General features: G+C 55.2%; 13 protein-coding genes. 3 read left to right on the forward strand and 10 right to left on the reverse strand.

The genetic code is table 11. The features are described from left to right. Positions 1 to 56: 56 nt before the first annotated feature. The 5 genes from AUQ41_RS14955 to AUQ41_RS14975 all read right to left on the reverse strand — a co-directional run bounded on the left by AUQ41_RS14955 (position 57) and on the right by AUQ41_RS14975 (position 6,961). On the reverse strand, positions 57 to 2,060 hold the full coding sequence (locus AUQ41_RS14955) for a bifunctional diguanylate cyclase/phosphodiesterase (RefSeq protein ID WP_232308408.1): 2,004 nt from the start codon (positions 2,058 to 2,060) through the stop codon (positions 57 to 59). A 194-nt stretch (positions 2,061 to 2,254) separates the two neighbouring features. Further along, on the reverse strand, positions 2,255 to 3,094 hold the full coding sequence (gluQRS, locus tag AUQ41_RS14960; protein ID WP_063089124.1) for a tRNA glutamyl-Q(34) synthetase GluQRS: 840 nt from the start codon (positions 3,092 to 3,094) through the stop codon (positions 2,255 to 2,257). A 19-nt stretch (positions 3,095 to 3,113) separates the two neighbouring features. Beyond that, positions 3,114 to 5,039: a cobaltochelatase subunit CobT gene (gene cobT / locus AUQ41_RS14965; protein WP_063089125.1), complete on the reverse strand. Its 1,926-nt coding sequence runs from the start codon at positions 5,037 to 5,039 to the stop codon at positions 3,114 to 3,116. A gap of 51 nt (positions 5,040 to 5,090) precedes the next feature. Next, the gene (gene cobS, locus AUQ41_RS14970; RefSeq protein ID WP_063089126.1) at positions 5,091 to 6,098 is read right to left on the reverse strand and encodes a cobaltochelatase subunit CobS; all 1,008 of its coding nucleotides are present in this window, start codon (positions 6,096 to 6,098) and stop codon (positions 5,091 to 5,093) included. A 212-nt stretch (positions 6,099 to 6,310) separates the two neighbouring features. After that, positions 6,311 to 6,961 carry a DnaJ domain-containing protein gene (locus AUQ41_RS14975; protein WP_063089127.1) on the reverse strand — a complete coding sequence of 217 codons (651 nt, stop codon included), beginning with the start codon at positions 6,959 to 6,961 and terminating at the stop codon, positions 6,311 to 6,313. A gap of 160 nt (positions 6,962 to 7,121) precedes the next feature. On the opposite strand from AUQ41_RS14975, the gene AUQ41_RS14980 reads away from it, so the two are divergent. From AUQ41_RS14980 to AUQ41_RS14990, 3 genes are all read left to right on the forward strand, one after another. Further along, a complete protein-coding gene (locus tag AUQ41_RS14980) occupies positions 7,122 to 7,418 on the forward strand; it encodes a BolA family transcriptional regulator (protein WP_063089128.1) in 297 nt (98 codons plus the stop codon). Positions 7,419 to 7,558: 140 nt separating this feature from the next. Beyond that, the gene (locus tag AUQ41_RS14985; protein ID WP_063089129.1) at positions 7,559 to 8,812 is read left to right on the forward strand and encodes a sorbosone dehydrogenase family protein; all 1,254 of its coding nucleotides are present in this window, start codon (positions 7,559 to 7,561) and stop codon (positions 8,810 to 8,812) included. Beyond that, on the forward strand, positions 8,812 to 9,423 hold the full coding sequence (locus tag AUQ41_RS14990; protein WP_063089130.1) for a c-type cytochrome: 612 nt from the start codon (positions 8,812 to 8,814) through the stop codon (positions 9,421 to 9,423). Before AUQ41_RS14985 ends, AUQ41_RS14990 begins: the two co-directional genes overlap by 1 nt. A 36-nt stretch (positions 9,424 to 9,459) precedes the next feature. Here AUQ41_RS14990 and AUQ41_RS14995 read toward each other — a convergent pair whose 3' ends face one another. The 5 genes from AUQ41_RS14995 to aroB all read right to left on the reverse strand — a co-directional run bounded on the left by AUQ41_RS14995 (position 9,460) and on the right by aroB (position 14,963). Continuing rightward, positions 9,460 to 10,710: a transporter substrate-binding domain-containing protein gene (locus AUQ41_RS14995; RefSeq protein ID WP_232308409.1), complete on the reverse strand. Its 1,251-nt coding sequence runs from the start codon at positions 10,708 to 10,710 to the stop codon at positions 9,460 to 9,462. A gap of 197 nt (positions 10,711 to 10,907) precedes the next feature. Then, positions 10,908 to 11,477: a DUF2889 domain-containing protein gene (locus AUQ41_RS15000; protein WP_063089132.1), complete on the reverse strand. Its 570-nt coding sequence runs from the start codon at positions 11,475 to 11,477 to the stop codon at positions 10,908 to 10,910. Positions 11,478 to 11,690: 213 nt separating this feature from the next. Further along, the gene (locus AUQ41_RS15005; RefSeq protein ID WP_008889897.1) at positions 11,691 to 12,140 is read right to left on the reverse strand and encodes a CBS domain-containing protein; all 450 of its coding nucleotides are present in this window, start codon (positions 12,138 to 12,140) and stop codon (positions 11,691 to 11,693) included. Positions 12,141 to 12,393: 253 nt separating this feature from the next. Continuing rightward, positions 12,394 to 13,668 (reverse strand): HlyC/CorC family transporter, encoded by a 1,275-nt coding sequence (locus tag AUQ41_RS15010; RefSeq protein WP_008889896.1) that lies wholly within the window; start codon positions 13,666 to 13,668, stop codon positions 12,394 to 12,396. A gap of 179 nt (positions 13,669 to 13,847) precedes the next feature. After that, the gene (gene aroB / locus AUQ41_RS15015) at positions 13,848 to 14,963 is read right to left on the reverse strand and encodes a 3-dehydroquinate synthase (RefSeq protein ID WP_063089133.1); all 1,116 of its coding nucleotides are present in this window, start codon (positions 14,961 to 14,963) and stop codon (positions 13,848 to 13,850) included. Between the last annotated feature and the right edge of the window lie 4 nt (positions 14,964 to 14,967).

Genomic DNA, 14,967 nt, shown 5'->3' on the forward strand with positions numbered 1-14,967 from the left:
GCTTGCCACGCTTGCGGCAGGCCGTTTTTTTTTGCGTCAGCTCCAAAGAAACACCGTCAGCCCGGCAAACCCGGATCAGTTTGCCAGTGAATGTCGCGACACGGGAGTTGTCCCGGACGGGCAAAGAAGTATCCCTGATAGGCATCTACCCCCATCGCGCGAAGCTCCGCACGCTGTTGCGGCGTCTCGATCCCCTCGGCAATGACCTTAAGACCAAAGCGATGAGCGATCAGGATTGCCGCCTCAATCACCACGCGGGCATTTTCATCCATCGACAAGACAAAGGACTTGTCGATCTTGACCGCATCGACATGAATTTCGTGCAGGCGCGACAAGGATGAATACCCAGTCCCGAAATCATCGATATGAATTCCAACTTCCATCGCGTGCAGATGATCAAGCACGGCGGAAATCTGCGACGTCTGGCGTTTTTCAAAGATCGATTCCGTGACTTCCAGCACCAACCGACTGGATGCAAGACCGGTTTCCGTCAGGATGCGCGAAACCATATCCGGAAAATTCGGCATCACGATCTGACGGATCGAGACATTGATGGCAATTTTCGTGGTGCCCGGAATCTCGGTATTGTCATGCAGGGTCTGGCAGGCGCGCCGCATGCACCATTCCCCGATATCAGCAATAAGCGCGCTTTCCTCGGCAATCGGAATGAATTCATCGGGTGGCACAGTGCCAAGCACCGCGCTATTCCAGCGCAAAAGCGCCTCGTAGGCGATGATGTCGCCACGGGTTGCATCAATGACCGGCTGGTACTCGATATAAAACTCATCGGCACTCAGCGCCCGGCGCAACGCCTGTGTCACACTCAGGCGACGTTCCTGTTCCGTCAGCAGCATCTTGTCGTAGTTATGCACACTGCCCCGGCCGGATCGCTTGACCTCGGCCGCGGCCAGATCCGCCCAGTGGATCAGTTCCGATATCGACGGATTACGTCCGGATGAAAAGGCAACGCCGGTACTAAACCCGACATGCAATGTATGACCGACAATATTGATCGGCTGATTAACAGCGCGCTGGGCCAGTTCAACCGTGGTTTCGACCAGTGGGTGAAGCTCTTCATGCGGGGCGGCCAGAACGATCAGAAATTCATCCCCGCCCCAACGCCCCAACGCATGGCGGTCATCAACACATTCCCGAAGCCGCATGCTGACAGCACGCAGAACTTCATCACCAATCGCGTGGCTTAGGCCATCATTGATCTGTTTGAACCGGTCCAGATCGATAAACAGCACGGCGTAATCCAGAAGCGCGTCCGATCTCTTTTTATGTTCGAACCAAGCGACAATGCCGTCACGGTTAAGGATACCGGTCAGGGCATCGTGTTCGACCAGATTGCGCAGCTCCTCCGTGCGCTGTTCGACCCGCGCTTCAAGGGTGGCATTCCAGTTTTCGGTAATCCGGTTTTTCTGCCTGAGGTCTTCGACCAGCCCATGGTTCTGATGCTTCAGGACAAAGGATCGGAAAAGGACAGCATGGTTGTTCCGGTGCGTCACCAGCATCACCATAAGGAACACCAGCCCCAATGCCGACAGGATGTAGTTCGATTCTGGCATCAGCGATAGAATAACCGCCGGCGGAAGCAACAGGGCGCAAAGGTAAATGCGCCCGACCCAAAAGACGGGTGCCAGAATTCCCGTGGCCCCGCCGGCCATACCAGCGATGATAATCATGGTGAGAAACTGGCTTTCACCATGGACCGTCGGAATTTCGATCACCCCGACCATCGACCAAAGAAGCCCGGTTACAACCACACCAGTCTGGTAGCGAAACCGCCACTTGCGCAGCAAGGCATCGGACAAGTTACTGACGTTTTCACGCTCCATCCGGTACAGATACCCACCCCAGAAGCGCACAAAACAGACCACCGTCACGACCATCAACCAGACCACAGTGATCGGTGCAAGATCGCCCAGCAGCCAGAGCATCACAACCAGACTGCCACCCGCAGCAAGGTTGACCAAAATGTTTGCCCAATTGTTGCGATAGGCCAGATCAAGAAGGTCGCGCTGAACCTTTCCGTTCAACTCTTCCCCGGCACTCATTTCTATGCCCGGGTCGAGAATGCGTTTCGCAATTCCCCTAACCAAGCCAGCATCTTTTTTCATCTGGTCTTGTGCCCCCGACATCATCGTTCGATCAAAACATCCTATACGGAGGTAATAATCAACGACAACGGGAATATGAAAAACACAAAATATTACGGCTTACTAAGAGATCACCGCCGAGCCCCGGTCAATCAGAATTGATCAGCCAGTTTGATCACGTCGGCGGGCAACATCCCTTCTTCGCGCATCGATCTGAGCGTCCTGGATTTGTCACGCTTGGCAAAGCGTTTGCCATCCGGCCCGGTCAGAAGCCCGTGATGGTGATATTCCGGCACGTCATAGCCCAGCAATTCCTGCAACAAACGATGCAGGTGGCTGGCAAAAAACAAGTCCTCACCACGAGTGACGAGGGTTATGCCCTGCAGATCATCATCATGGGTGACCGAGATATGATAGCTGGTCGGGGTATCCTTGCGTGCCAGAACCACATCGCCAAAGATTTCCGGGGTGGCGATCTGTTTGCCCGCCGCACGATCAAACCAGGCCAGTTCCTTGCCGACCTGTTTGATCGCCGCAGCCATATCAAAACGAAGTGCATAGCTTTCACCCGCTGCAATGCGATCCTGGCGTTCGGTTGGCGAACACTGCCGGCAGGTACCAGGATAAAGCGCGCCATCCGGGCCATGCGGTGCGTTGCCAATGCGCGCGATTTCTGCCTGAATATCCTTGCGGGTGCAAAAGCACGGATAAAGCAATTCCATATCCGACAAGCGATCCAGCACCGCTTGGTAGTCAGCAAAGTGATCGGACTGCACCCGAACCGGCATTTCCCATTCAAGGCCCAGCCAGGCGAGATCTTTATAGATCGCTTCAAGATATTCCGGGCGGCACCGGGTTTGGTCGATATCTTCGATCCGCAAAAGAAAACGGCCATGCGGCACGGCCTGTTTTGCAGAAAACAAGGCCGAGGCCGCATGGCCGAGATGAAGATATCCGGTCGGGCTTGGTGCAAAGCGGGTGATCGCGGTCATCCTTTACGCACCCCTGCCCTTACCAGCGGTCGCGATCGCCTGTGGCGTGATCGCGGGCCTTAGCGTTATCGGCCGGCACATGGCGCATCGGGCGTTTGGGTTGACGCGCGCCCTGTTCGTCAAACAGATCGGACAATTCGCGCAGCATGGTGCCACCGAGTTCTTCGGGATCGTTAATCGTGACCGCACGGCGATAATAACGCGTGACGTCATGACCGATCCCGATCGCCAGAAGTTCGACCGGTGATCTGGTTTCGATCCATTCGATCACTTCGCGTAGATGGCGTTCCAGATAATTTCCGGAATTGACCGAAAGGGTCGAGTCATCCACCGGTGCACCATCGGAAATCACCATCATGATCCGGCGTTGCTCAGAACGACCCAGAAGACGTTCATGCGCCCAAAGCAGCGCTTCGCCGTCGATGTTTTCCTTAAGCAGCCCTTCGCGCAGCATCAGACCAAGGTTCTTGCGTGCCCGACGCCATGGCGTGTCGGCAGCCTTGTAGATGATATGACGCAGATCGTTCAGACGACCGGGCTTCGGCGGCTTTCCGGCCTCGACCCAGCTTTCGCGCGACTGGCCACCTTTCCACTGACGGGTGGTGAAACCAAGGATTTCGACCTTAACGCCACAACGCTCCAGGGTGCGGGCCAGAATATCAGCCGACAGGGCGGCAATCGTAATCGGACGACCCCGCATGGAGCCGGAATTATCAATCAGAAGGGTGACAACCGTATCGCGGAAATCGGTATCCTGTTCCTGCTTGAACGACAGCGACGTCGACGGGGTCGAGACGATCCGGGCCAGCTTGGCGGCATCAAGAATGCCTTCTTCAAGGTCGAAGTCCCAACCACGGTTCTGCTGCGCCATCAGGCGGCGTTGCAGACGGTTGGCAAGCTTGGAGACCACGTTCTGAAGGTTGGCCAGCTGCTTATCAAGCATGGCGCGCAGACGCGACAGTTCGAGGTTTTCACACAGATCATCTGCGGTGACCACCTCGTCATATTCGCGCGTGAATGGCTCATAGCCGCGTTCAACCGGCTCGTTGCGGCCATCAAATTCCGGCTGCTCGCCCGGTCCGGCAGGCTTTTCTTCCTGCGACATGGCTTCAAGCTGCTGATCATCGATATCGCCTTCGCCGGCTTCGGCTTCTTCGGAACCGGCATCGGTTTGATCATCGCTGCCATCAGGTTCAGAATCGTCATTCTGGCCCTGCTGGCCGCCCTGACTTTCCATGTCTTCCTGATCGGGATCGTTTTCGCCGTCTTTTTGCTCGTCATCCTCGCCTTCCTGTTCGGGCGGGGCATCGTCGAGGTCGTCTTCAAGCGACAGGTGATCGAGCAATTTGCGCATGCCGCGCGCAAAGGCATCCTGATCATCCAGCAGATCGCGCAGGTTGCTCAGGTCTGAACCGGCATTTTCTTCGATATGTGAACGCCACAGGTCAATCAGCGGACCAGCGGATTCAGGGGCCTTTTCACCGGTAAAGACTTCACGCGCCAGCATCCCGATCGCATCGGCAAACGGGGCATCGTCGCGTGATGTCACACGGTGATAGTTCTTGGCATGGCAATCCTGTTCGGCATGTTCGCGAAGGTTTTTGCGCACACCGGGGAAATACCGCGAACCCACTGCTTCGACACGCGCAGTTTCAAGCGCATCGTAAACAGCCTGAGCCTCGGCAGTTTCAGGCATGCGTTTGGCGTGCAGGGTGGCATCATGGTGACGCATCTTAAGCGCCCATCCATCGGCAACACCGCGCAGATCGGCGACTTCATCCTTGGGCATGGACTGTTTGGGCATCGGCAAACGCACATGTTCACCATAGCCGCCCGGACGCCCGCCTTTGACAAAGCCGACTTCCAGATCATTGCGCCCGGCAAGCGCACGAAACGTCGCTGCCGTGCCGCGCAAGAAGCCGGAAAGAGCCTCATCATTCTTCATCGCACTACTCGCTTGTGGAACCAGTTCGCCAATCTGCTTGAGAGCCACGCCTTAGCGGACCATCACATTGATGGCTTCCTCGGGCAGTTCTTCACCAAAGCAACGCTGGTAATATTCCGCCAGGATAGGACGTTCGACTTCATCGCAACGGTTAAGGAACGTTACGCGGAAGGCATAGGAAACGTCGCCAAAAATCTTGGCGTTTTCGGCAAGCGTGATCACGGTACGCGGGCTCATGACGGTCGAGATATCACCAGCCACAAAGCCCTGACGCGTCAGGTTGGCAAGGGCAACCATTGCCTCGATCTTCTGGCGGCCTTCGGCAGTATCAAACGCCGGAACCTTTGCGGCGACGATGTTGGTTTCGTCTTCGACCGACAGATAGTTGAGCGTCGCAATGATCGACCAACGGTCCATCTGGGCCTGGTTGATCTGCTGGGTGCCGTGATACAGGCCCGTGGTATCGCCAAGACCGACCGTGTTCGAGGTCGCAAACAGGCGGAAATGCGAATGCGGGTGGATGACCTTGTTCTGATCAAGAAGGGTCAGCTTGCCATCGACTTCAAGCACACGCTGGATCACGAACATCACATCCGGGCGACCGGCATCATATTCATCAAACACCATCGCGACAGGGCGTTTGAGCGCCCAGGGCAAAATGCCTTCGCGGAATTCGGTGATCTGTTTGCCATCACGCAGAACAATCGCGTCCTTACCGATCAGGTCGATACGGCTGATGTGGCTGTCAAGGTTCACACGCACGCACGGCCAGTTCAGGCGCGCTGCCACCTGTTCGATATGGGTCGATTTACCGGTGCCGTGATAACCCTGGATCATCACGCGGCGGTTATGGGCAAAGCCCGCCAGGATCGCCATCGTGGTATCGCGATCAAAACGATAGGTCGGATCAATCGCCGGCACATGTTCGCTGCCCTGACTGAATGCCGGGACTTCCATATCGATATCGATCCCGAACGTTTCACGGACGGAAATGGTGATGTCGGGTGTATCAAGCGGATGTTCTGCCGCTGCACCGCTCGCTTCGTAACCTTGGCTCATAAGTACTCGCGCGTTTTTCGGACCGGCGCTGGTGACGCGGTCGTTTCGTTAAACTTGCTCATTAATAGCGGTTATGACGCATCACACAAAGGGAAGATGCGCAAAAAATATCTATTATCGCAAAAGGTTTGGTCGATAAGACCTTCCAGATACGCAAACTGCAACCAGATAGACCGGTTTCGATCAAATTTCGCAGAAAATTAGCCCGAAAGCTAAAGTGTCACACGCGCTTCAAGATCGCGGATATAGCGTGTGAGTGACGTATAGGCCGCACTGATCCGCTTGAACCGTTCCTCGGCCGCCTTGTCGCCGCCATTGGCATCAGGATGGTACTTTTTGGAAAGTGCCTTGTATTTCGTCTTGAGTTCATCGCGGGTGAACGGCCAGCCAAGATCAAGGGTCGCCATGGCCTCTTGCTGTTCGGCCGGCATGCCCATGGCGCCAGCGCGACGCTGGGCCTCTTCGCTTTTGCGTTTGCGTTCGGCATTGGCCCTGGCTTCGGCGCCGGGACCATGATGGGTCTGGTCGCCGTCTTCGTTAAAGAAGCCGAACCCGTCCTTGAATTTGAAGTTGAACGGTTTTTTGGATCCGCGGATATGACCGAACTGCCATGTCGGACGCTGCCAATGGGTATCGCGACGCATGTCGTTTTCGATATCCTCGGCCTTCATGCCGGCATAATAGTTCCAGGACTTGTTGTATTCGCGGACATGTTCCAGACAGAACTTGTAATAGTCGTGCAACTTGCGATCCTTGGGCGCACGGAATTCCCCATGCCCGTCACATTCCGGCCAGTCACATTCCGGCAGAACGGGTTCTTCATGGTAAAGCGTCTTGCGCTTGTTGCGGTGTCCTCGGTTCATTTGCGTCTATATGTTCTGAAAATTCGATGCGCGCAATATCATACGGGCGCTTTAAATGCGATAAAAGGCTTGAAAAACGGTCACCGCATGACAGAACGTGACGTAAAGAGACGTTTTTGCAGCAATCTGCAAACATCACCAGAAAACAGAGGCCCTTACCATGCAGGTCACCAACCAGATCCGTGACATCCTGACCGAACAATTCAGCCCGGTCGAACTACAGATCAATGATGATTCGTCCAAACATGCCGGTCACGCCGGTGCAGACCCGCGTGGCGAGTCCCATTTTTCCGTTCTTGTGGTTTCCGAAAAATTCGAAGGCGAGAACCGTGTCAATCGCCAGCGCCTTGTATATGGCGCGCTTGATGCATTGCTGAAAGATCGCGTGCACGCGCTGGCACTCAAAACCATGACACCAGCGGAATACGAAAACGCCCTGGTCAACAAAAACAATTAAGAATAATTCCACATAGTGAAATCAACCTAGACGTTCATCCCGATTAGGCGCAATGCTTATACACAAGCCGTGCGAATGGTGAAGTTCGCGCGGCACGGGTGCCGGTCAATGGCATCCGCTACAATCGGGAGGACTACGTAATGACGAAACGCCTTCTAATGGCGAGCATTGCGCTTGCCATGTCCGGAACCGCCTATGCGCAAGCACCTGCGCCGGACAATCTTGAAAAACTATCCAACTTCCAATCAACCGGAACGACAGAATTCACCGTCATCGAACAGGGTGGTGATTACGCCGAAGGGATCAAAAAGACCCTTGAGCGCATCAAGCTTCCTGATGGTTTCAAGATCGGCCTTTATGCTATTGTCCCCGATGCCCGCCATATTGCCGTCGGGCCACAGGGGGTTGTGACCTTTGTCGGCACGCGCAAGGATAAGGTGTGGTCGGTCACAGACCGCAACAAAGACCGTGTCGCCGACGAGGTCAAGGACTTCGCCCCGTCGCTTCGGTTTAGCATCCCGAACGGTCCGTGCTTCTCGTCGGACGGGTTCCTGTATATCGCCGAACAGAACCGTGTTCTGGTGTTCCCCGCAGCCGAGTTTTTCTATGAAAGCCCGGACGTTGCCGCGTTCAATGTCGTCAAACAGGGTGATCTGATCCCACCGGCCGAGGAAAGCTATAACCACACCGCGCGCGTTTGCAAAATCGGCCCGGATGGAAAGCTTTATATCTCTCTTGGTCAGCCATTCAACGTGGCGCCGGAAGACAAGCTGGATCTTTATCGCGAGTGGGGAATTGGTGGCATCATCCGCATCAATACCGATGGCACCGGCCGCGAAGTCTACACATACGGGGTGCGCAACTCCGTCGGGCATGACTTCCATCCGGTCACAGGTGAACTGTGGTGGACGGATAACCAGGTCGATGGCATGGGCGATGATATCCCGCCCGGCGAGATCAACCATCAAACCGCCGCAGGCCAACATTTCGGCCATCCGTGGTATGGCGGCGGTGATGTCCGCACCAATGAATATGCCGGTCAGGAAGTGCCATATGATGTGGTCATGCCTGCGGTTGAAACCGTGGCCCATGCCGCCGACCTTGGCATGAGCTTCTATACCGGCAACATGTTCCCGGCCAAATACAAGAACGCGATCTTTTCGGCCCAGCATGGGTCGTGGAACCGCACAACCCCGGTGGGCGCGCGGGTGATGGTCACCTTTATTGACGATGAAGGTAACGCCACCATCGAACCATTTGCCGAAGGCTGGATTGACGAGAACGAAGAATACCTTGGCCGTCCGGTTGATGTTGCCCAATTGCGTGATGGCTCGATCCTTGTTTCCGACGATCTGGCCGGTGCGTTGTATCGCATCTGGTATGAGGGCAATTGATGCGCAGATTTATGATCGCACTCCTCGGCGGGCTTTTGTCCGCCGGGGGCGTGGCTGCTGTGGCAGCCCAAGATAAGTCCGCACCTGATGCCAACGCCCTTCAGGATGGCCGCAAGGTTGCCGGAATGTGTCGCACCTGTCACGGGCTTGATGGTCTGGCACGCATTCCGATTGCCCCGCATATCGGGGGCGAGCCGGTCGATTATCTGATCGCCCAGCTGAACGCCTTCAAGACCGGCGAACGTGAACATGAAATGATGACCGTGGTCGCAAGCGGCCTGTCTGATGATCAGATCAGCAAGGTTGCACTTTGGTTCAGCCATTTCGAGGTATCAGGCACCTTGCCCGCGGACACATCCGAAAACGATGCACCCGAACTTTGCGTTGGCTGTCACAGCGCGAATGGCATTTCAACACTGGAAGACGCCCCCAATCTGGCGGGCGAAACCAACATATATATCGAAACGCAACTTAAGGCGTTTCGCACCGGCAAACGGGTTCATGACGTCATGACACCGATTGCCAAGGACCTGACGGATGCGGAGATGCAGGCCGCGGCGGACTGGTATAGCAATATCGCGATTGAAATTTCCGAGCCGCCCGGCAAGTAATCCCGGCGATTTGCCGAAGCCTACCGACCCCTGATTTCAGCTTTCCGGACGCAGTGCTGCGGAAACGTTTAGGCCCACAGTCAGGGCGGCAAGTGTCTGACCACTATCCGGGTCAATGATCGGCACCGTGATTTGCGACAGGAACGCACGGGTCGAGGCGTCATACCAAATATCGGTGATCAGTGCCTTTTCACGATTAAGGCTATCAATCATCTGAAACTGGGCTTCGTCACTCTGATCAAAATCCGATGTCAGGCGGCTCATGCCGATGATCTGACCATGGGTGTCAAAAACGAATGCCTCTGCCACTTGTTCGCCAATACTGGCCTGAAACGTGCGAAGGTATTTTGACAAATCATTGCCAAGGATTTCCGTCGCGATTGCACTGGCGGCACCTTCGCGCGCCAGCGTGATCCATTCTTGATCGGTCAGGCGTTTTTGATCAGCACTCTGTATCTCTGTCCCATCCAACTGGTTAAAAAGATGGCCCAAAAGTTCCGGGGAACTTGCAAACTGGCGAATACCGGGCAGTTGAACATTCTGGATTGCTTCGCGTTCCCAGGCTTCCAAATGCATCGGGCGGGTTTCACAAAATTCCAAAACGGCATTGAGGTCATCAAGCAGCCGCGGGAAAGTCGCAACGTAATGTTTGGAAAAATACACAACCAGTGGCACATAGCGTTCGAACTGCATCCGGAACTTATCGGCTGTCAGTTGCAGTTCCTTGCGGGCGAATTCAAAACTGTGCTTATCGACAAGGGCATATTCGACCCGACCTGCTGCGACTTGCCCGACCAGTGACGCAATCGAAGGTACACGCATGACATCGGTGTAACCCTGTTCAAGCAGCCATTCGGCCTCGTTCGATCCCAGTATCGCCCCGACGGTTGAAAAATCACCGGGCTTTGGCCGCCGACTGACACGGGGATCGTCCGATTTGATTGCGGGCGACACCCACACCCATTTTTCAAGCGCCAACGGATTTGACGCCACGGCGTATTCGTCCATCGCGTCGCTGATGCGGGCCAAAAAGAACCCGTCGGCCTTGCCGGTGCGCACCATTTCGCGGTTGCGTTGACGGGGGGCAATCGCCAGCCCATAGCCAATATCAAGCCGATCAAACACACAGTTCAGGATCGAGACCGAATATCCGCTGAGTATGCCGTTTTGAAGTTCCTGATAGGGGGGGTGCAGGTTGGTCTGCAAGATCAGGAAGCCATCCTGTTCATCAGCATTGGCTTGTCCGGCTTCTGCCTGTGGCGATGCAAGATCATGCGCGGTCGCCAAGGATGATATCAGAAGCAAAATGGCGGTCACGCAACAACAGAACACCGCCTTTTCAAACGGGTGCAAGAAGCCTTTGCAATCTTTCTCGTTATTGGCGTTTCCACACCGGCGCAACATGAACACACGCCACCTGACAATTACACGTTACGGACCATTTGGATATTGGACCGCACAGATGCACTTGCAAGACGCCCCGGTTAATCGTCACCGGTATAGAGTTCCGGAGATATCCGTTTGACGGCGGGCCCGTCACTGCGCCAGCCATGGCAGGTATTGATCAAGGGATTGCGTCGTGGCGGTTTGTCATCGTTTTCATCGCGTGCCTGCAGGGATTCCTTGGCAAGGATCGGGAAAACTGTCTGAAACGCCGTGGTCGCAACCGGGCCCATCAATTCATTCAGATGCGTACAGCCATGAACGCCCCCCACCCTGTCACGGATCTGTTTGCGCAGGCCCGGGCCAAGCTTCAAACCGACCAGCTTTTCGTAATTCGGGGCAATCGCATCGCAGGCAGAAAACGGGGCAAAGTCGGTTACGGCCTCGACATCGCGGATCACAAGATCATCGCCAATGGTAACGCGTATCCACATCCCGTGGACCGGCTCGCCGGCAGGGATTTCACCACGATCATGATTGGAAAAACCATAGGTTTTGACATCGGTGATGTGGCCTTCGATATCCCAAAGGCCGTCTTTGCGCCGGAACCCCTGACAGGTCACCGTGCGGGTATGGATGTGTTCGCGTTCTGCGGGGCGGGACAGTGGCATCGGAATTTCTCCTTTACGTAAACGTAAAGACGTTCACCTGCATGCTGTCAAGTCGCAAACGCATTTTCCGTCATTCCCGCCGCCCAAACCTGGCGGCGAAAGACGATCACCGGAATTTCGGGAAACTCATCGGAATTCTTCACGGCACACAGGCCTGACGGGGAATTCCCCGTCAGACCGAAGCCATATGCCTTATCCAGAAAACCGGTGGCTTCAGGCCACGCCGTAGTCCGAGCCGAAGATGAACTTTTCGCGTTCCCGCACATCTTCTTCGAGTTGGCGTTTGACCACATTAAACAGGTCACGGATCGACACCATGCCAACAACCTTGTCGCCATCGACAACCGGCAGGTGGCGGTATCGCCGTGCACTCATCAGATCAAGCGCACTCATGGCGGAATCATTCGGACCAAGCGTATCAGGATCAGCGGTCATGACTTTGGAAAGCGGAACAGATGCCGCATCCAGCCCCTTTGCCACCACACGGTTGACAAGGTCACGCTCGGTAAAAATTCCAGCCAGTCTGGCGTTGTTATCAACGATGATGACCGCGCCAATCTTACGCTCGGCCATCATGGTGACGGCGTCCATCACGGAATCGGCGGGGTTGAGTGTCGCGATGGATTGTTCCTGGACCACACCCGGTACAATTTTAGTATCCATGCATCTCTCTCTGCAGGTTGCTGTTGCCACATGCCCAAACCCGATCAGATCATCTGGTTTCACACTGCCAGACGTCATATAGAAATGACGTCACTGGATGACACAGTGTGACGGGCCCTTATTTGCAAGTGGCCCTGCAATCCTTTGGGTCAAGACCCTGAAACAAGAGTTTAACCCATAAGTAGATAAAGCTGAAATTTTTTACGCTATAGTGGTTTGTCGGCAACACACCGGCAAAGCGGGGGAAAAGATTTTATTCCTGTTCTTCCCCGGCCGGATCCGTCACCGCGCGCAAACGTACACGGGTGATCTGGTTGCGAATACGCCGCAGCACTTCAAACTCAAAGCCATGGAAACGGAACTGTTGCCCGACATCGGGAATACGCCGGGTTTCATACAGCAAAAGACCGGCCACGGTGGCGGCTTCTTCATCAGGCAGACGCCATCCGAAACGGCGGTTCAGATCGCGAATGGTGACATCGCCGCGCACAATGACCGATCCGTCGGCCTGCGGCTGCACACCAACCACTTCTACGTCGGTTTCATCGGCAATATCGCCAACGATTTCTTCCAGAATGTCTTCAAGCGATACAACGCCTTCGAACGCGCCATATTCGTCAACAACGATGGCAAAATGTTCGTGCCGTTCCTTGAACGCCTTAAGCTGGTCGGCAAGGGTTGTTGAATCCGGGATGAACCAAGGTTCGGAACTCAGTTCGCGGACATCCTCGGCGCTGGCGGGCTTGGCCCCGCGCACAATCGCCTTGAGAACTTCACGTGCATGCAGGACGCCGACAATATTGTCCGGGTCCTTTTCGTAGATCGGAATACGGGTGTGCGGACTTGCCAGAACCGTATCAAGGATTTCTTCCATCGGGCGGGAAATATCGATCATTTGCACCTTGCGACGGTGAACCATGATTTCCCACACGCCGACATCTTCAAGATCAAGCACCCCGTGCAACATCGTGCGTTCGGCATGATGGTTACCGACAACCACGTCATCGGCATGCAGTTCGATGGCACCACGCAATTCACGTTCGCTATCTAGACCGGGGCCCTCGCCACTGCCAAACAGGCGCAGGGTGGCCTGCACCAGAACCTGAATGGTCTGGGTGATCGGCGCGAATAGAACGACAAGGATGCTCATCGGGCGCGCGACCCGCAGAGCCATGGTATCAGCATGCTGAAGCGCGTAGGTCTTTGGCAGAATTTCCGAGAAAATCAGAACAAGCGCGGTCATCACCGCCGTCGCATACACGACACCGTTTTCACCAAACAGCTCGATCATCACCGATGTTGCAAGGGCAGAGGCCAGAATGTTGACCATGTTGTTGCCAAGCAGGATCGCGCCCAGCAACCGTTCCTGATACCGGCGCAACCTGTTGACGATTGCGGCCCGAATGTCACCATCCTGTTCCTTGTGATGCATGACCGGACGCGACGCCGCCGTCAGCGCGGTTTCCGAGCCAGAAAAGAATGCCGAAAGCATCAGCAGCAAAAAAATCACGACAATCGTGATCGTCATTCAGGGCCGTCTCCAAGCGGTGATTGCAACAGAGCAAGTTTGTTCTGTGTTCATCTATAAGGTCAAATGCCGTTAAACAAGTTAACAACAACACATTGGCGGCAAAGTCACCACCGCGAAGTGATCGCCACCATGCACGTCCGTCGACCCACACGCATTGTGGATCAGAATAATCTTGATCAACCCCGACAGGATCGGGTGATCGCGGCACGCATTTTTTCAACATCCATTGCCTTGGATGTAAATGCCTTGCCGATCCCGCGGGTCATGACAAAGGTGATCTCGCCGTCGCGGACTTTTTTGTCGCGCGACATGTGACTGATCACCTTGTCGACATCCAAATGCATGCCTGTGACCTCGGATGCCGTCACCGGAAGACCAACCGATTTCAGGTGGGCAACAATCCGGTCTTTCTCGCCCGCAGGTGCCATGCCCATGGCACCGCATACGTCATGGGCAATGACCATACCCATGGCAACCGCTTCGCCATGCAAAAGCTTTTCGCCATATCCGGTTTCGGCTTCAAGCGCGTGACCAAAGGTATGACCAAGGTTCAAAAGTGCGCGTTTGCCGCCTTCGCGTTCATCCTCTGACACAATGCGGGCCTTCGCCGCACAGCTTTTGATCACGGCCTGACGGCGCTCAGGCCCGTCTTTATCAAGAACCGCCTGCCCGTTTTCTTCAAGCCAGGCAAAGAATTCCGGATCATCGATCAGGCCATATTTCGCAATCTCGGCATAACCAGACCGCAATTCACGTGCTGGCAAGGTATCAAGAACCGAGGTATCGGCCAGAACCAGACGCGGCTGATGAAACGCACCAATCAGGTTCTTGCCCGACTTGGAATTGATCCCGGTCTTGCCGCCAACGGAACTATCAACCTGCGACAGCAAAGTGGTCGGGATCTGAACGAAATCAAGACCGCGCAACAAAGACGCCGCAACAAAGCCGGCAAGGTCGCCAACAACACCGCCACCCAGGGCAATGATCAGGGTGGACCGTTCGATCCCCATCGCCAAAATCTGTTCGACGACGTTTTCGAACATGGCAAAGCTTTTGGACTTTTCACCAGACGGCACGACGACTTCGCGGTGGGGAATCCCCGCCCCGTCAAGGGATGCCAGCACGGTCGGCAAATGATTGTCCGACAGTGCCGCATCGCTGATCACGACCACACCGGCCTTCTTGACGAACGGGGCAATATATTTGGCGGTATCGGCCAAAAGGTTGCTGCCAACAAGGATGTCATAGCTGCGCGCGCCAAGTTCGACGCGAAGGGTGTCGTGATTGCTCACTCTG

It is taken from the genome of Thalassospira sp. MCCC 1A02898 (assembly GCF_001618185.1).
GTDB lineage: Bacteria > Pseudomonadota > Alphaproteobacteria > Rhodospirillales > Thalassospiraceae > Thalassospira > Thalassospira tepidiphila.

Coding starts and splice junctions, on each gene's coding strand:
- cobS (WP_063089126.1), bottom strand. CDS start 6,098: ATGAGCCAAGGTTACGAAGCGAGCGGTGCAGCGGCAGAACATCCGCTT.
- AUQ41_RS15000 (WP_063089132.1), bottom strand. CDS start 11,477: ATGCCACTGTCCCGCCCCGCAGAACGCGAACACATCCATACCCGCACG.
- AUQ41_RS14980 (WP_063089128.1), top strand. CDS start 7,122: ATGCAGGTCACCAACCAGATCCGTGACATCCTGACCGAACAATTCAGC.
- AUQ41_RS14990 (WP_063089130.1), top strand. CDS start 8,812: ATGCGCAGATTTATGATCGCACTCCTCGGCGGGCTTTTGTCCGCCGGG.
- cobT (WP_063089125.1), bottom strand. CDS start 5,039: ATGAAGAATGATGAGGCTCTTTCCGGCTTCTTGCGCGGCACGGCAGCG.
- AUQ41_RS15010 (WP_008889896.1), bottom strand. CDS start 13,668: ATGACGATCACGATTGTCGTGATTTTTTTGCTGCTGATGCTTTCGGCA.
- AUQ41_RS14985 (WP_063089129.1), top strand. CDS start 7,559: ATGACGAAACGCCTTCTAATGGCGAGCATTGCGCTTGCCATGTCCGGA.
- AUQ41_RS15005 (WP_008889897.1), bottom strand. CDS start 12,140: ATGGATACTAAAATTGTACCGGGTGTGGTCCAGGAACAATCCATCGCG.
- AUQ41_RS14955 (WP_232308408.1), bottom strand. CDS start 2,060: ATGAGTGCCGGGGAAGAGTTGAACGGAAAGGTTCAGCGCGACCTTCTT.
- gluQRS (WP_063089124.1), bottom strand. CDS start 3,094: ATGACCGCGATCACCCGCTTTGCACCAAGCCCGACCGGATATCTTCAT.
- AUQ41_RS14975 (WP_063089127.1), bottom strand. CDS start 6,961: ATGAACCGAGGACACCGCAACAAGCGCAAGACGCTTTACCATGAAGAA.